Annotated in this window: 15 protein-coding genes; 5 read left to right on the top strand and 10 right to left on the bottom strand. The window is 71.3% G+C overall.

Annotated elements, in window-relative coordinates; genetic code table 11:
- Positions 1–11: 11 nt before the first annotated feature.
- Positions 12–1,481 carry a family 43 glycosylhydrolase gene (locus ACZ68P_RS13520; RefSeq protein ID WP_471005673.1) on the bottom strand — a complete coding sequence of 490 codons (1,470 nt, stop codon included), beginning with the start codon at positions 1,479–1,481 and terminating at the stop codon, positions 12–14.
- Between the two features lie 55 nt (positions 1,482–1,536).
- Complete coding sequence (locus ACZ68P_RS13515; protein ID WP_471006354.1) at positions 1,537–2,952, bottom strand: family 43 glycosylhydrolase; 1,416 nt, start codon at positions 2,950–2,952, stop codon at positions 1,537–1,539.
- 537 nt (positions 2,953–3,489) lie between these two features.
- Here ACZ68P_RS13515 and ACZ68P_RS13510 point away from each other — a divergent pair.
- Entirely contained in the window at positions 3,490–4,473 is a 984-nt protein-coding gene (locus ACZ68P_RS13510; RefSeq protein WP_471005671.1) for an aldo/keto reductase, read from the top strand.
- Between the two features lie 204 nt (positions 4,474–4,677).
- Here the strand turns inward: ACZ68P_RS13510 and yjfF are convergent, their stop codons facing one another.
- The 4 genes from yjfF to ACZ68P_RS13490 all read right to left on the bottom strand — a co-directional run bounded on the left by yjfF (position 4,678) and on the right by ACZ68P_RS13490 (position 9,314).
- A complete protein-coding gene (yjfF, locus tag ACZ68P_RS13505; protein ID WP_471005670.1) occupies positions 4,678–5,661 on the bottom strand; it encodes a galactofuranose ABC transporter, permease protein YjfF in 984 nt (327 codons plus the stop codon).
- Positions 5,658–6,665 carry an ABC transporter permease gene (locus ACZ68P_RS13500; protein ID WP_471005669.1) on the bottom strand — a complete coding sequence of 336 codons (1,008 nt, stop codon included), beginning with the start codon at positions 6,663–6,665 and terminating at the stop codon, positions 5,658–5,660. Before ACZ68P_RS13500 ends, yjfF begins: the two co-directional genes overlap by 4 nt.
- Positions 6,662–8,209: a sugar ABC transporter ATP-binding protein gene (locus tag ACZ68P_RS13495; protein WP_471005667.1), complete on the bottom strand. Its 1,548-nt coding sequence runs from the start codon at positions 8,207–8,209 to the stop codon at positions 6,662–6,664. The genes ACZ68P_RS13500 and ACZ68P_RS13495 overlap by 4 nt, the downstream gene beginning before the upstream one ends.
- 79 nt (positions 8,210–8,288) lie before the next feature.
- Positions 8,289–9,314 (bottom strand): ABC transporter substrate-binding protein, encoded by a 1,026-nt coding sequence (locus ACZ68P_RS13490; protein WP_471005665.1) that lies wholly within the window; start codon positions 9,312–9,314, stop codon positions 8,289–8,291.
- A 371-nt stretch (positions 9,315–9,685) separates the two neighbouring features.
- On the opposite strand from ACZ68P_RS13490, the gene ACZ68P_RS13485 reads away from it, so the two are divergent.
- Entirely contained in the window at positions 9,686–10,675 is a 990-nt protein-coding gene (locus tag ACZ68P_RS13485) for a LacI family DNA-binding transcriptional regulator (RefSeq protein ID WP_471006353.1), read from the top strand.
- A gap of 190 nt (positions 10,676–10,865) precedes the next feature.
- Here the strand turns inward: ACZ68P_RS13485 and araD are convergent, their stop codons facing one another.
- The 4 genes from araD to ACZ68P_RS13465 all read right to left on the bottom strand — a co-directional run bounded on the left by araD (position 10,866) and on the right by ACZ68P_RS13465 (position 16,629).
- Entirely contained in the window at positions 10,866–11,579 is a 714-nt protein-coding gene (gene araD, locus ACZ68P_RS13480) for an L-ribulose-5-phosphate 4-epimerase AraD (RefSeq protein ID WP_471005664.1), read from the bottom strand.
- A gap of 32 nt (positions 11,580–11,611) precedes the next feature.
- Positions 11,612–13,117, bottom strand: a complete 1,506-nt coding sequence (gene araA, locus ACZ68P_RS13475) for an L-arabinose isomerase (protein WP_471005663.1) — start codon at positions 13,115–13,117, stop codon at positions 11,612–11,614.
- 124 nt (positions 13,118–13,241) lie between these two features.
- Positions 13,242–14,948, bottom strand: coding sequence for a ribulokinase (gene araB, locus ACZ68P_RS13470; protein WP_471005661.1), 1,707 nt, complete (start codon positions 14,946–14,948; stop codon positions 13,242–13,244).
- Positions 14,949–15,522: 574 nt separating this feature from the next.
- The gene (locus ACZ68P_RS13465; RefSeq protein WP_471005660.1) at positions 15,523–16,629 is read right to left on the bottom strand and encodes an aldose epimerase family protein; all 1,107 of its coding nucleotides are present in this window, start codon (positions 16,627–16,629) and stop codon (positions 15,523–15,525) included.
- Positions 16,630–16,822: 193 nt separating this feature from the next.
- Between ACZ68P_RS13465 and ACZ68P_RS13460 the strand changes: the two genes are divergently transcribed.
- From ACZ68P_RS13460 to ACZ68P_RS13450, 3 genes are all read left to right on the top strand, one after another.
- The gene (locus ACZ68P_RS13460; protein WP_471005659.1) at positions 16,823–18,082 is read left to right on the top strand and encodes an FAD-binding protein; all 1,260 of its coding nucleotides are present in this window, start codon (positions 16,823–16,825) and stop codon (positions 18,080–18,082) included.
- A 287-nt stretch (positions 18,083–18,369) separates the two neighbouring features.
- Positions 18,370–20,478 (top strand): DUF4139 domain-containing protein, encoded by a 2,109-nt coding sequence (locus tag ACZ68P_RS13455; RefSeq protein WP_471005658.1) that lies wholly within the window; start codon positions 18,370–18,372, stop codon positions 20,476–20,478.
- Positions 20,479–20,484: 6 nt separating this feature from the next.
- Entirely contained in the window at positions 20,485–22,047 is a 1,563-nt protein-coding gene (locus ACZ68P_RS13450) for a mucoidy inhibitor MuiA family protein (protein ID WP_471005656.1), read from the top strand.
- Positions 22,048–22,050 lie beyond the last annotated feature (3 nt).

The following is a 22,050-nucleotide window of genomic DNA, read 5'->3' as shown; positions in this document are numbered from 1 at the left end:
ACGCTCGAGGATCAGACGAGGTTCCACTGCTGGGCGTTGTTGCCGTGACACGTCCACTGACGGACCTCGGAGCCCGGCGCCGTACCCCAGTTGTAGTTGTCGAGGCACAGGCCGCTGTGCCGGTTGACGAGTGTGGAGTAACCGCCCTCGGTCGGCACCGGTCGCCACTGCTGCACGGTCGCGCCGTTGCACGTCCACTGCTGGACGGGCGATCCGGCCGCGGTGGCGAAGTCCTTGTCGTCCAGGCACAGGCCGCTGTGGCCGTTGCGGATCTGGTAGTACCCGTCCGCCACGGGAGTCAGGGTCCAGTTCTGGACCGCGGCGCCGCTGCACGTCCACTGTCGTACCTCCGCTCCCGGCGCGGTCGCCCAGTTGTAGTCGTCCAGGCACAGACCGCTGTGCCGGTTGCGGAGGGCGACCGGCGCCGCCGGCACGGAGGACTCCCCCGACGGCCCCTGGAGCACGGTCGAGGTCGAGACCGGGGTCCCCAGGTTCGGCGTGCCGTCGGGGTTCCAGGAGATCTTCTGCACCCGCGTCGTGCGTGTGGTCCCGCACCCCTGGGACGCCGAGGAGTTCGCGTGGTACGCGATCCAGGTCTCGGTTCCGTCGGGCGAGGTGAAGAAGGAGTGGTGTCCGGGCCCGAACACCCCGGCGGCGTCGTTGCGCTGGAAGATCGGCCGGGCGGCCTTGGCCCACGACGCGGCGGCGAGGGGATCGCCCCCCGTGTACTCCAGCATCCCCAGCTTGTAGTCGGGTCCGTTGCAGTGGCTGGCCGAGTACGTGAGGAAGGTACGGCCGTTGCGCTGCAGCGCGAAGGATCCTTCGTTGACCGCTCCGCCCTGCCGCTCCCAGGCAAGGGTCGGGGCCGAGATCCGCGTCCCGTGGGCGCGGGCGGTCCAGGGGTTCGCCAGGGGGGCGATGTACAGCGACTGGAGGTTGTCCACCGGGGAGACGGCGGAGAACGTCATGTAGAGGGAGCCGTTGAGCCTCAGCAGGCTCGCATCGATCGCCCAGCCGTTGTTCGGCATGAGGTCGACGACGCCGCGATAGGTGTACGGCCCGAGCGGATCGGTACCGGAGCTCTCCAGGGCGTGCGTTCGACGAGGCCCGCCGGACTGCTCGACCGAGTAGTAGAGGTACCAGCGGTCGCCGACCCTCTCCAGATGCGGCGCCCACATTCCCGTCCCGGCCGTACGGAAGACCAGTCGCTCCGGTGCGTTGCGCAGACCGGCGATCGTGGGTGACCGGCGCATGACGATGTCGGACGACCACGTCGTCGCGACGTAGTAGTAGAAGCCGCCGTGGTGGACCAGCGTCGGGTCGGCGCTGTTGGGCACGTCGACGACGGGATTGGTGAAGCTGGGGCCGGGCGCGGCCTCGGCGCTGTCCGCGCCGGTCAGGCTCATGCCGACAGCGGTGATGAACGCGAGGACGAGGAGAATGCCTCGCCTCACCGTGCCTCTGCCGTGGATGACGTGCACGTCTGCTCCTTGGGGGGACGTGGGCTGCTGCGGGCCGGGCGGAGAGGGAGGGAAGTCACTGCTGGTGGAAGGTGGCGTCCTGGCGGGCGAGCGCGCCGCCGACGGGCTGCACGTGGAGCAGGAAGCCGTAGTGCCGGAGGTACTGTCCCGGGAAGCGGTAGGCCTCGTACGAGACGCCTGCCGCATCGGCAAGACCGGGGCGCCGGAAGAAGCTCGCGGTGTCGGCGAAGGCCGCGCTGCCGTCGTTCCTGTCCACCCACACCTCCCCGTTCCTGGCATGCAGGTAATGGCCGGGGAAGTTGGCGGATTCCAGGGAGACCGTGCCGTTGCCTGCGAGACCGCTCACCGTGCGGAACTGCGAGTCGGCGAGATTGCCGACGTTCGGCTCCAGTTTCGCCCTGTAGTCCCAGTGCCGGATGTAGTGGTCCGGGTAGTTGAAGGACGACAGACGGTGCGGAGCGACGCCGTCCGCGACCGGAATCCCGAAATTGGGTGTGCCGTCGGCGTTCCAGTAGATCTTCTGGACGCGTGTCCTGCGGTTGGGGTCGTTGAGCGGGTCGCCGGTGATGTCCTTGTAGTTGCGGTCGTGGTAGACGAGGACGTCGCTCCTGTTGTCCTCCGAGGTGGTGAAGGAGTTGTGCCCCGGACCGTACTGCCCGGTCGCCGCGTTACTGGCGAAGACGGGCGTGGGGCTCTTCGACCAGGCCGCGGGGTCGAGCAGGTTCCCGGTGGCCGAGGCGGTGAGCATGCCGAGGCAGTAGTTGCTGTCCGTCGCGGACGCGGAGTACGTCATGAAGACCTTGCCGCCGCGCTGGATCACGGCCGGCCCCTCGTTCACCTTGTAGCCGACGGTCTCCCAGCCGTACGTGGGCATGCTGAGCCGCGCGGGCGCGCCGCTGATGGTCCACGGGTTGGCCAGCCTGGCGATGTAGAGGTTGGAGTTGGTGCCGATGTTCGGGTCCTGCTGCGCCCAGGCGAGGTAGCGGGCGCCGTTCACGACGAACGTGGTCGCGTCCAGCGCGAAGCTGTCCATCGGTGTGGCGATGCGGCCCTTCTCGGTCCAGCCACCGGTCAGCGGGTTCGCGGCGGAGCTCTCCAGGACGTACATCCGGATCTTCCACACGTCGTCGGCGCGTCCGGCGGCGAAGTAGACGTACCACTTCCCGTCGATGAAGTGGATCTCAGGCGCCCAGATGTGGGCTCCCATGTCCCCGGTGGCGTGCTTCGTCCAGATCACCGCCTCCGGGGCGCTGGAGAGACCTTGGATGGTGGTGGCCCTGCGCAGGATGATGCGGTCGTACTCGGGGACGGTCGCCGTGTAGTAGTAGAAGCCGTCCGTGTGCTTGAAGATGTGCGGATCGGCTCTCTGGTTCACGAGAGGGTTGGAGAACGACAGGGCCGGTGAGTCGGGTGCGGCGGCATGGGCGGGAGAGGGCAGCAGCAGCGCTGCCACCAAGGCCGCCCCGGCCATGAGAGCACCGCAGATCCTTCGCAGTCTCACTAGGTTCTCCTCGTATGGTGGTGACGTCGGCCGGAGCCCGGGGCACCGTCCGCTGACGGGCGTTGCGGTTCGCGCGACCGCCGTGGGTGGGCCGGGCGACCGACGGTCCTTCGGGCGGGCCCTGTCAGGGACGGAGAGGCTCGCTCTCGTGCGGCGGCGGGCGGGACGGGTGAGCCGCCGGGTTTGGCACACGCCCGAGATTGTTAGCGCTCACACTGTGCCGGTCAAGGATCCTGTCAAAAATCGCCTCCGCGCGGGGGGGGGGGGGGCACGGCGCAGGGCCAACGACCTCTCGAAGCGAGCGCGCACCCCTTCATGCCGGCAAGCTTCGAGCCTGAGGGAGGGCACAGCGGCCCCGATGACATCGGGGCGACCGCCGTCCCCCTGCGCGCCTTCTGCACCGCACGAGGGAGAACCCACACCTCTGGATTCCAGCCACCGGTACATTCCTCCTGGATGTGATCGCTCACACCACCAATTGACCGATGAACGGAAGAGGCACCACGCATGGAGCAACGCACTTTCGGCAGGAGCGGCCAGAGGGTCTCCGTGATCGGAACCGGCACCTGGCAGCTCGGAGCCGACTGGGGTGAGGTGAAGGAGGAAGAGGCCCTCTCCGTACTGGAAGCCGCCGTGGAGTCCGGGGTGTCGTTCTTCGACACCGCGGACGTGTACGGGGACGGGCGCAGCGAGCGGCTGATCGGCCGGTTCCTGCGCGAGCGTCCGGACGCCGGAGTACTGGTGGCGACGAAGATGGGCCGCCGGGCGCCGTTGGAACCGGCTCTCTACACGCTGGACAACTTCCGCGCCTGGGTGGACCGTTCGCGCCGCAACCTCGGGGTGGACCGGCTGGACCTGGTCCAGCTGCACTGCCCTCCCACGCCCGTGTACTCCTCCCCCGCCGTCTTCGACGCCCTCGGCACGCTCGTCGAAGAGGACCGGATCGCGGCCTACGGTGTGAGCGTCGAAACCTGCGCGGAGGCGCTGACCGCCATCGCCCGGCCGGGCACGGCGAGCGTGCAGATCATCCTCAACCCGTTCCGGCTCAAGCCGCTGGAGGAGGTGCTGCCCGCCGCCGTCGAAGCGGGGGTGGGCATCATCGCCCGCGTCCCGCTGGCGAGTGGCCTGCTGTCCGGCAAGTACACCGAGAAGACGGAGTTCCCGGAGGACGACCACCGCGCGTACAACCGGCACGGTGAGGCCTTCGACCAGGGTGAGACCTTCTCCGGGGTCGACTACGCGACGGGCGTCGAGGCGGCCGCGGAGTTCGCGGCCCTGGCGCCGGAAGGAGCGACCGCGGCGCAGACCGCGCTGCGCTGGATCATTCAGCAGCCCGGGGTCTCCACGGTCATTCCCGGAGCACGCAGCCCCGAGCAGGCCCGTGCCAACGCGAGGGCGGCCGGCCTCGCCCCCCTGCCGGAGACGACGTCGGCCGGCGTCCGGGAGCTGTACGACCGCAGGATCCGGGCCCGGGTCCACCACCGGTGGTGAACACACCGGCCGTCGCCGCACGGTGAGAACGCGGACCCGACGGCTCCGCGATGCGCGGGAGCCGTCGGTCCGCGGCGTCACGGAGCGGGTCGGCTCCGTGGACAGCGCCGTCTCCTCACCCCTGGTGTGGGCGTACCCGCAGTGCGCCCGCGGCGCGGGCGGTCCGGTGGGCGAACACCGGACTCGGGCACGGCCCCGCGTCCCTCACTGCCGCTGCCGCACGATGAGGCGCTGCAGGACGATGAAGGCCAGCAGAAGAACGCCGATGACGATCTTGGTCCACCAGGAGCTGAGGGTGCCCTCGAAGGAGATGAGGGCCTGAACGGTGCCGAGGACCAGGACGCCGGCCATCGAGCCCGTGACGTAGCCGACGCCGCCGGCGAGCAGGGTGCCGCCGATCACGACCGCGGCGATGACGTCCAACTCCATGCCGACGGCGTGCAGTCCGTATCCGGAGAGCATGTACAGGGCGAACAGCAGGCCGCCCAGGGCCGAGCAGAATCCGCTCACCGCGTAGACACCCACCTTCGCCCTCGCGGTGGCCAGTCCCATCAGGCGCGCCGAGGACTCGCTGCCGCCCACCGCGTAGACGGTGCGGCCGAAGCGGGTGAGGTGAAGTACGTACAGGGCGGCAGCGACGACGGCCAGGGCGACGAGCACGCTGTAGGTCAGGGTGACGCCGCCGGGCAGCTCGAGGGTGCCCGTGGCGAAGCTGCGGAACGACGGGTCGGAGATGGACACCGACTCCACGCTGATGAGGAAGCACAGGCCCCGGGCGAGGAACATCCCCGCCAGGGTGACGATGAACGGCTGCACGTCGAAGTAGTGGATGACCAGGCCCATGAGCAGGCCGAGGCCGGTGCCGACGACGAGGACGGCGAGGATGGAGAGCAGCGGCGGCCAGCCCGCTTTGAGCGTGGCCGCGGCGATCATGGTCGACAGGGCCGCGACGGCGCCCACGGACAGGTCGATGCCTCCGGTGAGGATGACGAAGGTCATCCCCACGGCGAGCACGATGAGGAAGGCGTTGTCGATGAAGAGGTTGGCCACCACCTGACCGGAGGCGAAGTCCTGGTAGCGGACCGATCCGATGGTGAAGGTCGCCACGAACACCACGAGGGTCGCCACGACGGGCAGGAAGCGCTGGGGAAGACGGAGGCGTGGGGAGGCCAGGGTCGACGTACTCATCCGGCGGCCACCTTCTGGGATCGAGGGGCGGGGGCGGGGGGCGTGCGCCGAGCGCTGACGGCCCGCGCCACGCGCGGCGACTGGAGCAGGCATACGGTGATCACCACGACCGCCTTGAACAGCAGGGTGATGTTGGTCGGCACACCGATGGTGTAGACGGTGGTGGTCAGGGTCTGGATCACGAGCGCGCCGACGAGCGTGCCGGTGAGGGAGTAGCGGCCGCCGGCGAGGGAGGTGCCGCCGATCACCACCGCCAGGATGGCGTCCATCTCGATCCACAGACCCGCGTTGTTCGCGTCGGCGGCGCTGACGTTGGAGCTGATCATCAGTCCGGCCACGCCCGCGCACAGCGCGGCGAAAACGTAGACGGTCCAGGTGATCGTGCGTGAGCGGACCCCGGCGAGTTTGCTGGCCTCGGGGTTGACACCCACGGCCTCGATCAGCATGCCGAGGGCGGTACGGCGGGTCAGCAGGGCGACCGCGAGGAGGACCGCGAGGCTGATGAGGATCGCGATGGGCAGGACGAGGAACCCGGCGCCGATCTGCCGGTACGTCGGATTGCTGATGGTGACGATCTGCCCTTCGGTGAGCAGCATCGCGCCTCCGCGTCCGGCCGTCATCAGGACCAGCGTCGCGATGATCGGCTGGATGCCGAGCACGGAGACCAGGAAGCCGTTCCACAGTCCGAGCAGGATGCAGACGCCGAGGGCCACCAGGACTGCTGTCGGGGCGTCCCCGCCGCCGGCGATCCAGGTACAGCCGATCGCGCCGGCGATGGCGGCGACCGCGCCGACGGACAGGTCGATGCCCCGGGTGGCGATGACCAGGGTCATGCCCACCGCGATGAGCAGCGTCGGTGCGCCGTTGCGGAGGATGTCGACGAGGCTGCCGTACAGGTGGCCGTCCTGTATGCGCAGTTCCAGGAACGACGGGGTGAAGACGACGTTGAGCACGATGAGCCCGGCCAGCGCGATCAAGGGCCAGAGCAGGCGTCCGCGTATCACGAGGCCACCGCCATGCCGCTGTGGGCGTCCGCGGCGATGGCCGACATCACGGAGTCCACCGAGATGTCCGCGCCGGACAGTTCGGCCACCTTGTGCCGGTCACGCAGAACGACGACCCGGTCGGACACGCGTACCACCTCCTCCAGTTCGGCGGAGATGAACAGCACCGCCATGCCCTCGGCCGCCAGTTCGGCGACCACCTTCTGGATCTGCGCCTTGGCGCCGACGTCGATGCCGCGGGTGGGCTCGTCGAGGATGAGGAGCCTGGGCCGTGTCACGAGCCACCGGGCCAGCAGGACCTTCTGCTGGTTGCCGCCCGACAGGTTGCCCATCACGGCGTCCGGGTCGGCCGGACGAATGTCCAGCCTCTCGATGTACTCGGCCACCATCGCCTCGGCCGTGCGGCGGGCCACCGGTCGCGCCCAGCCCCGTGCCGCCTGGGTGGCGAGGATCAGGTTGTCGCGGACGCTCAGCTCCTCCACGACGCCTTCGGCCTTGCGGTCCTCCGAGCAGAAGGCGACGCCCTTGGCGATGAGGGAACGCGGCCCGCGGGAGCGGATCGTTTCGCCGTCGACGACGAGGGTGCCCGTGTCCGCGCGGTCGGCGCCGGACAGCAGCCTGGCGAGTTCCGTCCGTCCGGAGCCCAGCAGACCGGCGAGGCCGACGACCTCTCCCTCGTGTATCTCCAGGTCGAAAGGCTCGATCGCTCCGGCCCGTCCGAGTCCCCGGGCGACCAGGACGGGTGCGCTTCCCGGGGCGCGTTCCTCCGAGCGGCGCTCGACCTCGTCGAGGACGCCGACCTCGCGGCCCAGCATGGCGGACACGAGAGCCATGCGGTCGAGATCCGCGGGAAGGTGCTCCCCCACGAGGGTGCCGTTGCGCAGCACCGTCATCCGGTCGGCTATCGCGTAGACCTGGTCGAGGAAGTGGGAGACGAAGAGGATCGCCACGCCGTCGTCTCGCAGTACTCGTACGATGCGGAACAGTTCCTCGACCTCGTCGCTGTCGAGGCTGGAGGTCGGTTCGTCCAGCACCAGCACGCGGGCGTCCACGACCAGTGCCCGGGTGATCGCCACCAGCTGCTGCACGGCGATGGAGTGGCTGCTCAGCACGGAGGCAGGATCGATGGACAGCCCGATGCGCGCCATGAGCTCCCTGGCGCGGGCCCGCATGGCCCTTCCGTCGATGGCGCCCAGTCTGCGCGGCTCGCGCCCGAGCAGGATGTTCTCGGCCACCGACAGGTTGGGGCAGAGGTTGACCTCCTGGTAGACGGTGCTGATCCCCGCGTCCTGTGCCTGGCCGGGGGTGGTGAACTCGACCGGCTCGTCCATCAGGACGATGGTCCCGGCCGTCGGCCGGTGAACCCCTGTGAGGGCCTTGATCAGGGTGGACTTGCCGGCGCCGTTCTCGCCCATGAGCGCGTGCACTTCGCCGGGAAACAGGCGGAAGTCGACGTCCGCGAGCGCCTTGATGCCGGAGAACTCCACGGTGATACCGCGCATGTCGACGACCGGGCTGTCGCCGGTCGCTGAGGAATCGGTCATGACCAGTGCTTTCGTCAGGAGAAGAGCGGCCCGCCACCGCGGCGTGATCGGCCCGCGGTGGCCGGACTGCGGGTTCGTGTCAGTACTTCCGGTCCTTGAGAACCGTCTTCGCCTGCTCCGTGGTGAAGGTGGTCTCCTCCGTCACCACGCGCTCGGGGACGCTCTCGCCCTTCACGACCTTCTTCGCGAGATCCATCAGCTGGTCGCCGAGCAGGGGGTTGCACTCCACGATGTAGTTGATCTCGCCGTTCGCGAGCGCCACCATGCCGGCCTTGACGGCGTCCACCGTGATGATCTTGATGTCGGTGCCGGGCTTCTTGCCGGCCGCCTTGATCGCCTCGATGGCGCCCAGGCCCATGTCGTCGTTGTGGGCGTACACCACGTCGATGTCGGGGTGGGACCGCAGGAGGGCTTCCATGACCTGCTTGCCGCCCGCTCGCGTGAAGTCGCCGCTCTGCGTGGCCACGATCTTGATGTCGGGCTTCTGGGCGACGGCCTCCTTGAAGCCCTTCTGCCGGTCGATGGCCGGCGCGGCCCCGGTGGTGCCCTGGATCTCCGCCACGTTGACCGGGCCGTTCGCCGTCTCGGCCAGCCACTTGCCCGCCTTGCGCCCCTCTTCGGTGAAGTCGGATCCGAGGAAGGTCTTGTACAGGGAGGTGTCCGTGGAGTCGATGGCACGGTCCGTGAGGATCACCGGGATCTTGGCGCGCTTGGCCTCCAGCAGCACCGCGTCCCAGCCCGTCTCCACGACCGGGCTGAAGGCGATCACGTCGACCTTCTGCTGGATGTAGGAGCGGATGGCCTTGATCTGGTTCTCCTGCTTCTGCTGTGCGTCGGAGAACTTCAGCTCGACGTCGGCGGTCTTGGCGGCCTCGACCACCGACTTGGTGTTGGCGGTGCGCCATCCGCTCTCGGCGCCCACCTGGGCGAACCCCATGACGAGCTTGCCGTCCGCCGACGCCTTGGAGCCGCCGTCACCAGCCCCGCAGGCCGTCAGCGTGGCCAGCGCAAGGGCACAACCCGTCGTGGCGATCTTCTTGAACACAGCGTCCTCCAGTGCGAACCGTGCGGTGATGCCCAGCCGACCTGACGTGAGCGGGGTCATGAGCGACAAGAGTGAGCGCTAACATTTACGCCGTCAACCCCTCGGGAAACCACAATTCGGCATCGGCGCCTACCGAGGAACATCGCGCTTGTTAGCGCTCACTTCGAAGGCGGGCCGGGTTAGTATCCCTACGCTGGGGAGGGCCGCGCCGGGGCGGACCGACGCGTCACGAGGCGCGACACCGCGCGGCGACGGCGGGCACCCGGCCACGGCTCCTTCGGCCTGAGGTCTTACCTTGGCAAGGGCGTAGGTTGAAGGTGCATGCGTATCTCCCGCGGCCCCGGCGGACGGTCGGGGCGGGGCGGTCACGGTCAGGAGGAGATGGCGTGGAGGACACCACCGTTTCGAACGCAGTGGTGCGAGAGCCGGCGATGACCGACGTCGCCCGGCTTGCCGGCGTGTCCCATCAGACGGTGTCCCGCGTGCTCAACAGCCATCCCAACGTACGGGAGCAGACCCGGTTGCGGGTGCTGGCGGCGGTGAAGGAACTGGGCTACCGGCCCAACCGCGCGGCTCGCGCGCTGGTGACCGGACGGTCGCAGCTGATCGGTGTGATCGCCCAGAACTCCACCTTGTACGGCCCGTCCTCGCTCCTGGCCGCCTTCGAGATCGCCGCCGCCGTGCAGGGATTCGCGGTCAGCGTGCACCGGGTGCACGAGTTGGGACAGTCCTCGATCACCGCCGCCGTCGAGCGGCACCGCGACGAGCGCGTCGCCGGGATCGTGGCCATCGCCCCCACGGCCTCGGCGAACGAGGCACTGGCCGAGGTTCCCGCCGAGGTTCCTCTGGTGACCATCGACGGTGATCCCGAGCGGAGCGCACCGATGGTGTCCGTCGACCAGGAGGAGGGCGCGTACCAGGCGACCCGGCATCTGCTGGAGGCCGGCCATGAGACGGTGTGGCACATCTCAGGACCGCCGGACTGGTTCGACGCCGCGGGCCGTATCCGTGGGTGGCGCAGGGCGCTGCGGGAGGCCGGTGCGGAAGTCCCTCCGATCAGTACGGGCGACTGGACCGCGGCTTCCGGATACCGCGCCGGCCAGATGCTGGCACGCATGCCCGAGGTCACCGCGGTGTTCGCGGCCAACGACCACCAGGCCCTCGGCGCTCTCCGGGCCATGAGCGAGCGGGGCCGTTCCGTTCCGGAGGAGGTCAGCATCGTCGGGTTCGACGACGTGCCCGAGGCCCCCTTCTACTCCCCTCCGCTGACGACGGTGCGCCAGGACTTCGGCGCGGTGGCCAGCACGACGCTCCACCTCTTGCTCCGCCTGATGAACGAGGGCCTGACCAGCGGTTCCCAGATGGTCATCGCGCCCGAACTCGTGCGCCGGGAGAGCGTTCAGGCGCCCCGGCGCGGCTGACGGGGACGCCGTCCCGACCGCCACGGCGAGCAGCGACGCACCCTTCCGCACCACGAGTTGACCGGCGGCTCCCGGAGAGGCGTGAGCCCGAGCCCGACGGGGCTCGGGCATGGGGCTCGGGCTTCCGCCTCTGCGCTGTGCGCGGGTGAGCCCCGGTTCGGGGGTACGCGGTACGACGCGCCCGGTGTGATCAGGCGGCGCCGGGATTGCCGTAGTACGCGTCCGGGCCGTGCTTGCGTGTGAAGTGGCGGTCCAGCAGGTGTTGCGGCGGTTCGACCGCACCCAGGGCGATGGTCTGGAGGGCCATCTCCGCCACCGCCTCGCAGATGATGGCGTTCTCCAGGGACGTGGTGGCGTCAGGGCCCCAGGTGAAGGGGCCGTGGTGGGCGACCAGGGCGCCGGGGACCTCGCTCGCCCGGGCGTCGTCGCGGCCCAGGAGGTCCACGATGACCTGGCCGGTGTTGTATTCGTAGTCCGTGGCGCACTGCTGGGGGGTGAGGGCCTCGGTGACGGGGATGGGCCCGTTGAAGGTGTCGGCGTGGGTGGTGCCGAGTACCGGTACGGGGCGTCGGGCCTGCGCGAAGGCGACGGCGTGGGTGGAGTGCGTGTGGGTCACCCCGCCGATGGAGGGGAAGGCGAGGTAGAGGCTGCGGTGCGTCTCCGTGTCGGTGGACGGGCGCAGGCGCCCCGCGACGACCTCGCCGTCGGACAGGGAGACGACGACGAGGTCCTCCTCGCGCAGCGCGTCGTAGGAGACCCCCGAGGGCTTGATGACGAACACGCCGGCCCGCCGGTCCACGCCGCTCACGTTCCCCCAGGTGAGCGTGGCGAGCCCGGCTCGAGGAATGCGGAGGTTGGCCTCCAGTACCTCTCGGCGCAGCTCCTTGGAAACGGTCGTGCTCACGGAAGGCTCCGTCCTGGTGGGGGTGGGCACGGTCACAGCGTCTGGGCGAGGCGGTGGTAGGCCTGGTTCCAGCGCAGTTCCCGCGTGAAGCGCCGGATGGTGGTGTCCTGGTCGATCAGGGCGAGTTCGATCCGCAGCATCTCGGCGAGGTCTTCGAGCTCCTCGCCGCCGAGGGCGGTGGTCAGGACGGTGTGGTGCGGCGCCCCGGCCGTGAGCCACGCCTCGGTGGAGGTACGCAGGTCGGGGCTGGGGCGCCAGACGGCCCGGGCGACGGGGAGCCGGGGCAGCGGCTCGGGCGGGGTGACGACGTCGATGTGGTTGGCGACGAGGCGGAACCGGTCGCCCATGTCGGCGAGGCCGACGACGACGGCCGGGCCGGGGTCCGCGTCGAAGACGAGGCGGACCGGGTCCTCGCGGCCGCCGATGCCGAGCGGGTGGATCTCGCAGCTGGGGGCCGCCGTCGTGAGAGAGGGACAGACCTCCAGCATGTGGGCGCCGAGGATGAGTTCCCGGCCCGGCGTGAGGTCGTAGGTGTAGTCCTCCATGAAGGAGGTGCCGCCGGGCAGGCCGTGGGCCATCGCCTTCAGCGCGCGCAGCAGGACGGAGGTCTTCCAGTCCCCCTCGCCGCCGAAGCCGTACCCGTCCGCCATCAGGCGCTGCACGGCGAGACCGGGCAGCTGGCGCAGACCGCCGAGGTCCTCGAAGTTGGTGGTGAAGGCGTGGAAGCCGCCTTCGGTGAGGAAGGTGCGCAGGCCCGCCTCGATGCGGGCGGCGTAGCGCAGGGAGTCGTGCCGTTCCCCGCCGGGCCGCAGCTCGGGGGCGAGGGTGTAGAGGTCCTGGTACTCCTTGACGAGCTCGGTGACGGCGTCGTCGGCGGCGGCGTCGACCGCGGCGACGAGGTCGTTGACGCCGTAGGTGTTGACCGACACCCCGAACCGCAGCTGGGCCTCGACCTTGTCGCCTTCGGTGACGGCGACGTCGCGCATGTTGTCGCCGAAGCGGGCGAGCTTGAGGGTGGTCAGCTCCGACCGGCCGACGGCGGCGCGGGCCCATCCGGCGATGCGGTCGACGACCTCGGGGGTGGAGACGTGGCCGGCCACGGTCTTGCGGGGGACGCCGATGCGGGTCTGGATGAAGCCGAACTCGCGGTCGCCGTGGGCGGCCTGGTTCAGGTTCATGAAGTCCATGTCGATGGTGGACCAGGGAAGCCGGCGGTTGGCCTGGGTGTGCAGATGCAGCAGCGGCTTGCTCAGCGCGTCGAGGCCGGCGATCCACATCTTGGCCGGGGAGAAGGTGTGCATCCACGCGATCAGGCCGATGCAGCGGTCGTCGGCGTTGGCCTCCAGGCACACCCTGCGGATGGCGGCCGCGTCGGTGAGCACCGGCTTCCAGACGAGGCGGACGGTCATCTGCGGCTGGTCGGCGAGGGTCTGGAAGATGGCCCGTGACTGGTCGGCGACCTGGGCCAGGGTCTCTTCGCCGTAGAGGCCCTGGCTGCCGGTGAGGAACCAGATTTCGCGGTCGGGGACGGGAGTCATGTCGGGTGTGCTCCTCGGAGATGCCGGAACGAAAAGGTCGGGCCGGACGGGCCCGTGGGACTGCGGATCCGGGTGGGACTGCGGATCCGGGTGGGAGTGCGGGTCCGGGTGGTGAGGCGGCCGGTCAGTCGGTGGCGGCGGTGCGGGCGGCGTTGCGGATCCGCCGCAGGCGGTGCAGGAGGAGGTCCGCGCCGGTGCCGAAGTGGTCGTGCAGGGCGCGGTACTCCTCGAACAGCGCGTCGTAGGCGTCCGCCCGCGCGGGATCGGGCACGTAGGCGTGCCGCTGGACGCTTCCCATGGCGGAGGCCGCGGAGCGGACATCGGGGTAGGCGCCCGCGGCGACGGCGGCATGGATGGCCGAGCCGAGCGCCGGCCCTTGTTCGGAGGTGCCCAGGGAGACGGGGCGGCGGAGGACATCGGCGTAGATCCGCATGAGCAGCGCGTTCTTCTTCAGGCCCCCGGTCACGATGAACTCCTCGACGGGGACCCCACTGCCTTCGAAGGCCTCGACGATCATCCGGGTGCCGTAGGCCGTGGACTCGAGCAGGGCCAGGTAGACGTCTTCGGGCCGGGTGTCGAGGGTGAGTCCCGCGACGACTCCGGAGAGGTGGTGGTCCACGAGGGTGGAACGGTTGCCGTTCATCCAGTCCAGGGCGACCAGGCCGTGTGCGCCGACCGGCTGGTCGGCGGCCTTGCGGGACAGCAACTGATGCAGGTCCTCACCGGCTGCGGCGGCCTCGGCGCGGTAGTGCTCCGGGACGCCCTGACGGAGCCACCAGGCGAAGATGTCGCCGACCGCGCTCTGTCCGGCCTCGTAGCCGTAGGCGCCCTCGACGACTCCGCCGTCGACGACTCCGCAGATGCCGGGGACGTCGGCGAGGACGGCGCCGTTGAGGACGTGGCACGTGGAGGTCCCCATGATGGCGAGCATGCGGCCGTTCTCCACGGCCCCCGCCGCGGGCGCGGCCACGTGGGCGTCGACGTTGCCCGCGGCGACGACGATGCCTTCCGGCAGGCCGGTCCAGTGTGCGGCCCGGCCGCTCAGGGTGCCGACCGGGGAGCCCAGGGGCGAGAGCGGGTGTTCCAGGCGCGTGGCGGGGAAGTCGGCGAAGTCCGGGTGGAGCCGGGCGAGGAAGTCGGGCGAGGGGTAGGCGCCGTCCTGGTGAATGCCCTTGTAACCGGCAGTGCAGGTGTTGCGTGACTCGGTGCCGGTCAGCTGCCAGACGATCCAGTCGGCCGCCTCGATCCAGCGCGCGCAGGCGGCGTAGACGCCGGGATCCTCCTCCAGGACCTGCAGGGCCTTGGCGTACTGCCACTCGGAGGAGATCTTGCCGCCGTACCGTGCGATCCACTTCTCGCCCCGGGCGTGCGCGAGGGCGTTGATGCGGTCGGCCTGGTCCTGGGCCGCGTGGTGCTTCCACAACTTGGGCCAGGCGTGGGGGTGGTCGGCCCACTCGGGCGTCAGGGCGAGGGGGGTGCCGTCGGGCGTGGTGGGCAGGACGGTGCAGGCGGTGAAGTCGGTGGCGACACCGATGACGCGGGAGGGGTGGACCCCGGCGGCGGCGAGCGCCGCCGGGACGGCGGTGCGCAGGACGTCGCGCCAGTCCTCGGGGTGCTGCAGGGCCCAGTCGGGGCGCAGCCGGGCCCCGGTCGAGGGGAGGCGGTCCTCGATGACGGCATGGCTGTACTCGTGGACCGCCGAACCGAGTTCGGCGCCGTCCCGGACCCTGACCACGACGGCACGCCCGGAGAGGGTGCCGAAGTCCACCCCGACCGTGCAGGCATCGGGATGGTGACGGTCGGCGGGGTCGGAAGAGGCGTGTGGGGTCACGATGCGGTCTCTCTCGTCATGGTGGAGAGGGTGGCGGCCCACCCCCCGCTGATTGTTAACGCTCACAATCGGATTCGGCAAGGCCTGCGTGCACTTTCGCCGCTCACGCGGGGAGGCGAGCGGCCGTTCACGTGGCAGGGGCGGCACTCAGCACGAGGACCTCCGCGTGGCCATAGGACGGCAACGGACTCCGGCGGTGGGATCCCGGTCGGGGCTCCCAGCCGGGCCACTGTGACGCAACGCGAGGGAACGGCCCCACGGACACCGGCATCCGGCGCTCCCGCACGACGTGCGCCCCACGCACGCGGCATGCGGCGCCACCGCCAGCAGGCTGCTGCCTTCCGGGCGCGTCGGCCGTCACGGAGGGAGCGATCTGCCGCGGAGTACGTCCGGAGGATGCGAGCGCTAACAAGCAGCGTGCTCGAGGGACGGTGGGAGAATCGGGAGCCGGAGGACAAGACCGACCGCACGAGGACACGATCGACCGCACGTCGGCGCCCTGCCCTCGATCCTCCGCGAGGTGACCTGTTCCCTGCCGGCGGGCACGGGCCGTGTCGGCGTACGCCGACACGGGTCAGTCGCGGGTGCCGAACCGCAGGACCGTCGTCGACCGGTACTCGTCTCCGGGCCGCAGCACGGTGGACGGGTAGCCGGGACGGTTCGGGGAGTCGGGGAAGTGCTGGGTCTCCAGCGCGATGCCGGCGCCCGCCCCGTAGGGCGTGCCGCTCTTGCCGACGACGGTGCCGTCGAACTGTCCGGCGGTGTAGACCTGGAGACCCGGCTCCGTGGTCAGCACCTCCATGCACCGGCCCGTGGCAGGCGCGTGCAGGACGGCGGCGCGCCTCGGCGTGTCGCTCGGGTGGGGGCCGAGTACGAAGTTGTGGTCGTATCCACCGCCCGCCGCGAGGAGCCGGCGATCGGGGCCGGTCAGCGCCTCGGCGATCGTGCGCGGTCGGCGGAGGTCGAATGCCGTGCCGGAGACGGGCCGGTGGTCTCCGCGGGGAATGAGGTCCTCGTCGACCGGCGTGTAGTGGGTGGCGTCGACGGTCAGCTCGTGGCCGAGGACGTCACCGCTCCCCTCGCCCGCCAGGTTGAAGTAGGCGTGGTTGGTCAGGTTGACCGGGGTGGCGGCGTCGGTGACCGCCGCGTAGGACAGCGCCAGCTCGCCGTTCGCGCCGACCAGGCAGCTGACGGTCACGCTCAGGTTTCCCGGGAACCCCTGGTCGCCGTCGGGACTGTGCAGGTGGAGGAGCACACCCGTGCGCTCGGGGGTGTGCACGCTCTCGGCTTCCCAGATCCGGTTGTCGAACCCGTCGGCCCCGCCGTGCAGGCAGTGGCCGTCGTCCTGGGTGGTGAGCCGGTGCGGCCTGCCGTCGAGCGTGAACCGACCGCGTGCGATGCGGTTGGCGTAGCGCCCGACCGTGGCACCGAAGTACCGGGCGGCGTCGGCCGTCCGGGCCGGGTCGCGAGGAGCGAGGACGACATCGGCCAGGGCGCCGTGCCGGTCGGGCACCCACAGGCCGTGCAGGCGGGCACCCCGGGTGTGCACCTCCGCCACGAGCACGCCGGGAAAGCCGAAGGTCCATCGTTGCCCGGAATCCGGGTCGGAGCGGCAGACGGGCGGACCTCCGGCGAAGAGGGGCGGGGAGGGGGGCAGGGACGTTCCTTCAGGCCGGTACACGCGATCGATTGTGAACGCTCACTTGGCGACTCTTCAAGAGGTGGCGCTCCCGTGACACATTCTTGATGTGCGTACAACGGCATGGCTGCTCGCAGTTCACGGGAGCATCGGTCCCACCCGCAGCGGCTCGCTCGGCCACCTAGGGTGTGAGCGCTCACGCAGCTGCTCACACCTTCCCGACGACAGGACAGAGATGCGCCTTCCCCTCACCAACTGGGCCGGAAACATCACCTTCGGCACGCAGGACCTCCGGACTCCCGCCTCGATCGCGGAACTTCAGGAACTGGTAGCCGGGTCCCAGGCCGTACGCGCCTTGGGCACCGGTCACTCGTTCAACGCGATAGCCGACACAGCCGGGGACCTGGTGTCCACGGCACGCCTCCCGCGCGTTCTCGACATCGACCGGCGGACCCACACCCTGACGGTGAGCGGCGGAACCCGCTTCGGCGAGATCACCGGCACCCTCCACGAAGCCGGGTACGCACTGCACAACCTGGGTTCCCTGCCCCACATATCGATCGCCGGCGCCTGCGCCACCGGCACGCACGGATCAGGGGACGGCAACGCCACCATCGCCTCGGCCGTGCGGGCCGTCGAGTACGTGGCCGCCAACGGCGAACTGGTGAGGACCGAACGAGGCGACGAGCACTTCGCGGGGTCCGTCGTCGCCCTCGGTGCGCTCGGCGTCGTCACCGCCCTGACCCTGGATGTGGTACCCGCCTTCGACGTCCGGCAGTGGGTCTACGAAGGGCTTCACCTCGACACCCTCAGGGACCACTTCGACGAGGTGATGTCCGCTGCCTACAGCGTCAGCCTGTTCACCCGCTGGCAAGGCGACTCGATCGACCAGGTCTGGCTCAAGCGGCGCGTGGACGAGCAGGGGCCGGTGCCCGCAGGGCGGCGATGGCTCGGTGCGGTGCCGGCCGACGGGCCGAGGCACCCGGTTCCCGGCATGACGGCCGACTCCTGCACCCCGCAGGCGGGTCTGCCGGGCCCCTCTCATCTCAGGCTGCCGCACTTCCGGCTTGAGCACACTCCCAGCAGCGGCGACGAACTGCAGTCGGAGTACTTCGTCGCCCGCCGGGACGCCGTCCAGGCGTTCGATGCCCTGCACGCCGTACGCGACGTCTTCGCGCCCCACCTGCGGATCGGGGAGATCCGGAGCCTGGCCGCGGACGACCTCTGGCTCAGCCCTGCCCACCGGCGCGACACGGTGGCCTTTCACTTCACCTGGCTGCCCGACCCCGCGGCGGTCACCCGGAGCCTCCGGGCGATCGAAGAGGCAATGGCACCCTTCGCCGCCCGCCCGCACTGGGGCAAGCTCTTCCTCACGGAGCCGGACACCCTGCGCGGCCTCTACCCCCACTACGGCCGTTTCGCCGAGCTGATGAGGGCGAAAGACCCCGCGGGCGTGTTCCGCAACGACTTCGTCAGCCGTCACTTCCGCCTCTGATCCGGACTGCGGCACGGACCCGATCCGGACTACGGGACGAACCCGTTCCGAACTGCGGGACGGACCCGATCCGGACTGCGGCACGGACCTGCTCCGGCCTGCGGGACCCGACACGGCCGGTCCGGGGAGGGCGAGTTCGGGGGTCACCCCGGCTCCTCCATGCGCCCCGAGGCGGACCACGGCGGGAAGGCCGACCGCCCGGGCGCAGCAGAAGGAGACCTCTTCCCCCTGGACGAGGGGCCGCCCGGGCGTAGTCTTCGCTCAGCACGGAACAGCGGGGGGAGCGCATGACGGCGGCATCGGCACACAGGTGGGCATCGAGCCTCGATTCGGTCGTGGTGTACGCACAGGGCGCGGTCTGCCGTCGCCTGGCCCGGGGCAGCGTGCCGCCGGACGGCCGGGTGCGGGTCACCGGTCTGCCCCGCTCGCTGGACCCCGACTCCCTGCGGGCCCGTGTCATCGACGCCGCCGGGGTACGCGTCATCGAGGCCCGCGTGGAGGTCGAGGCCGCACCGCTCGCCCCGGCGGCCACGGCCACGCCCGCCGTCTCGCGGCGCGAGGTCGAGCGGCTGAGCGACGCGCACGCGGAGGCTCGGGCCCGCAGGGACCGGCAGCGGAGCCGGATCGAGGAGGTCCGGGCGCTGCACCCGGTCCCGCCCGCCCGCAAGCGGGACGATCCGCACCGCCGCACGCCGGTCGACGCCTGGCTGGAGCTCACCGACTTCGTCGACGAGCGGCTGACGGTCATGCACGCCCGGCTCGTCGAGCTGGAGGAGGCACTGCGCGAGGCCGAGCGGGAGTTCACCGTCGCCTCCGACCGGCTCGCCCGCGCCTCCACCGACGCCCCCTCCGCGCGCGTGGAGACCACGGTCTGCGCGGTTCTCACCCTCGACGCCTCCGGCTCCTCCGGCTCCTCCGACGTTTCGGCGGCGGAGGTGGAAGTGGAGCTGGAGTACGGGGTGCCGGGCGCCGTCTGGGTGCCGACGTACCGTCTCACCCACCGTCAGGGCGACGGCGGCGGCCGGCTGGTGCTCCGCGCCTCGGTCGCCCAGCGGACCGGCGAGGACTGGACCGGCGTCCGCGTCGGCCTGGCCACCGCCGACCTCCGGCGCCGCACCGACCTGCCGAAACTCCGCTCGACCAGGATCGGACGCCGTCAGCCCGCCCCCGCCCCGTCCGGCTGGCGCGAGCCCCCGGCGGGCCTCACCGACCTGTTCTCGGGCTACGAAGCGGCCGGCCCCCGCCCCCGCCCGGCCGCGTCTGTCGCGCTCCCGGTCGCCGCGGGCGGCGCCGCGTTCGGTGCCGCGCCGCCGCCTCCCCCGCCGCCGGCGCCTCAGGGCTACGGCGCGATGCCCCCGGCGCCCGGTGGCGCGGACAGCGCCTCCACGGGGGTCTTCACCGCGATGCCCGACCTCGCGCCACCCGCCACGGGGCTCCCCGTCGGCAGGCCGGCCGGGGGCGGTGGTCCCTTCGCCGCGCCGCCCGCCATGGCGCCCGCGGCCCCGGGCCGGGCCTTCGCCCCGCCCCCGCCGGCGCCCGTGCCGCCGCCGGTCGCCGGTCCGCCGCGGCCGAACGGCGCCGAACTCGACTACGCCGCCATGGTCCTGAGCGGCCCCGACGAGCCGGGCGACCGGCGCGGCCGCCTGTTCCCCGGCTCTCCCTTCGACCCGGTGGCGACCGAGTACCGCCGCCGCGCCGAGGCCGTGGCCGGGCTGCCGCTGCCCGGGCACGCCGTGCGGCCCCGCGCGTCGGCGGGCTCCTTCGACCACCGCTTCGACGCCGCCGCACGCGCCGACGTCCCGTCGGACGGCACCTGGCACACCGTCACCGTCGGCGAGATCCCGGTCGGCCTGCGCACCGAGTACCTGTGCGTGCCGTCCGTGGAGCAGACCGTGTACGCGACGCTCGTCCTCTCCAACGCCACCGACCAGGCCCTGCTGGCCGGCCCGGTGGAGGTCACCGTCGACGACGAGTTCCTGCTGACCGCCGCCCTGCCCACCCTCTCGCCCGGCGGCGTCCGCCGGGTCGGCCTCGGGCCCGCCGAGGCCGTCAAGGTCACCCGCCGCACCCACCTGAACGAGTCGACCTCGGGCCTGCGCAACAACACCACCGTGCTCGACCACCGCGTCCACGTGGAGCTGGCGAACCGGCTCGCCCGGCCTGTCACCGTCGAGGTCCGCGAACGGGTGCCCGTGACCTCCGAACCGGACGTACGGATCGAGGAACGGGCCGACTGGACCACGCCGGAGGACGGCACCGGACCCGATCACCACTCCCCCGGTACCCGCGTCTGGCGGCTCGAGCTGCCCGCGGGCGCCACGACCGCCCTCGACGGCGGCTACGAGATCCGCATCCCGACCGGCAAGGCCCTGGTCGGCGGCAACCGCAGGAGCTGACCCGCCATGACCGCGCACCCGCAGCCGATCGCCCTCCCCGTCACCGCCGTCACGTGCCTCGAGGACCGCGCCCACGTCGAACGTACCGTCGTGCTCGACCTGAAGGCCGGGACCCAGCGGCTGCGTCTCGGCCCGGTCAGCGCGCTGACCGTCGACCGGACCCTTCACGCCGAGCTGACCGCCGACCGTCCCGCGACGGTGCACCACGTACGGATCGTCCGCAGCTGGACCCCGCGCGGACAGCGGCCCTCCCCCGACGACGACTCCGCCCTGCGCCTGCGCGTCCACGCCCTCGAAGAGGAGCGGCTGACCCTGGAGCAGCGACGCGACCGGATGCGCGGCCGCCTGGATCTGCTCGGCCGCCTCGCGGCCGACGTGCTGCGGGAGATCGGCGAGGGAGCCGGCCACGGCGAGACCGAACGGGACCGGTGGGGCCGCGAGCTGGACCGGGTGGACGGCGAGCGCGACACGTACGCCGAGCGACTGCGTACGGTGGAGGCCGAGCTGGCCGCCGTCGTCGCCGAACTCGGTGAAGCCGAACGGGCCATGGCACTCTTCGAGGACGAGCCCGCCGAGCTGGTCGGCCACATCGAGCTGACCGTGGAGGCCGAGGCCGCGGGGCCCGCCGAACTGCGCCTGAGCCACCTCACGCCGTGTGCGTTGTGGCGGCCCGCCTATCGGGCCGTGCTGAACGGCGGCTCGCTGACGCTGGAGACCGACGCGATGGTCTGGCAGCGCACGGGCGAGGACTGGTCGGACGTACGGCTGACGCTGTCGACGGCCCGGTCGGCGCTGGCCACCGATCCGCCACGGCTCGGCGAGGACCGGCTGACGCTCACGGACCGCACCGCCGCGGAGCGCCGCACGGTCGACGTCGAACTGCGCGAGGAGGAGATCGGGACCCTCGGTCCGGCTCCCGTACTCGGCCTGCCCGGGGTCGACGACGGCGGCGAGGCGCGGGTGCTGCACGCCCCCGCGCGCGTCTCCGTACCCTGCGACGGCCGCGCCCACCGCGTGCCGCTCTCCTCGTTCGAGACGGCCGTGACCAGCGAGTACGCCTGCTCACCGGAGCTTTCCGCCCTGGTCACCGAAGTGGTGCGGTTCGACAACCGGTCCGGTCACGCGCTGCTCGCCGGCCCCGTGGACCTGATCCGCGACAGCGGGTTCGGCGGCCGCGGCACGCTGGACTTCACCGCCCCCGGCGCACCCGTCGAGCTCGCCTTCGGCAGCCGTGACGACCACAGCGTCGTCCGGCGGGCCGAAGAGACCCGTGACACGACCGGTCTCACCCAGCGGACCGTGGTCACGCGCACGGTCCGGCTGCATCTGTCCCGCTTCTCCGCCCCCGGCGAGCGCGGCGAGCGGGTGGTCGCCCTCCGCGAGCGGATCCCGGTCTCCGAGGTCGCCACGGTCGAGGTACGGCTGCGCAAGGAGGCCTGCTCCCCCGCGCCCGACGCGGTCGACGCCGAGGGCATCGTCCGCTGGGACGTCGCCCTCCCGCCGGGCGGCCGCCGCACGGTGACCCTGGTCTACGAACTGTCGGCGAGCTCCAAGGTCTCCGGCCTCTGACCC

The sequence above is a fragment of the Streptomyces sp. NPDC036822 genome, assembly GCF_055609145.1.
The sequence above is the reverse complement of the archived record's forward strand: the minus strand, read 5'-3'. Positions and strand labels throughout refer to the sequence as shown.

Coding starts and splice junctions, on each gene's coding strand:
- ACZ68P_RS13450 (WP_471005656.1), top strand. CDS start 20,485: ATGACCGCGCACCCGCAGCCGATCGCCCTCCCCGTCACCGCCGTCACG.
- ACZ68P_RS13515 (WP_471006354.1), bottom strand. CDS start 2,952: ATGGCCGGGGCGGCCTTGGTGGCAGCGCTGCTGCTGCCCTCTCCCGCC.
- ACZ68P_RS13460 (WP_471005659.1), top strand. CDS start 16,823: ATGCGCCTTCCCCTCACCAACTGGGCCGGAAACATCACCTTCGGCACG.
- araA (WP_471005663.1), bottom strand. CDS start 13,117: ATGACTCCCGTCCCCGACCGCGAAATCTGGTTCCTCACCGGCAGCCAG.
- ACZ68P_RS13495 (WP_471005667.1), bottom strand. CDS start 8,209: ATGACCGATTCCTCAGCGACCGGCGACAGCCCGGTCGTCGACATGCGC.
- ACZ68P_RS13455 (WP_471005658.1), top strand. CDS start 18,370: ATGACGGCGGCATCGGCACACAGGTGGGCATCGAGCCTCGATTCGGTC.
- ACZ68P_RS13510 (WP_471005671.1), top strand. CDS start 3,490: ATGGAGCAACGCACTTTCGGCAGGAGCGGCCAGAGGGTCTCCGTGATC.
- ACZ68P_RS13490 (WP_471005665.1), bottom strand. CDS start 9,314: ATGACCCCGCTCACGTCAGGTCGGCTGGGCATCACCGCACGGTTCGCA.
- yjfF (WP_471005670.1), bottom strand. CDS start 5,661: ATGAGTACGTCGACCCTGGCCTCCCCACGCCTCCGTCTTCCCCAGCGC.
- ACZ68P_RS13485 (WP_471006353.1), top strand. CDS start 9,686: ATGACCGACGTCGCCCGGCTTGCCGGCGTGTCCCATCAGACGGTGTCC.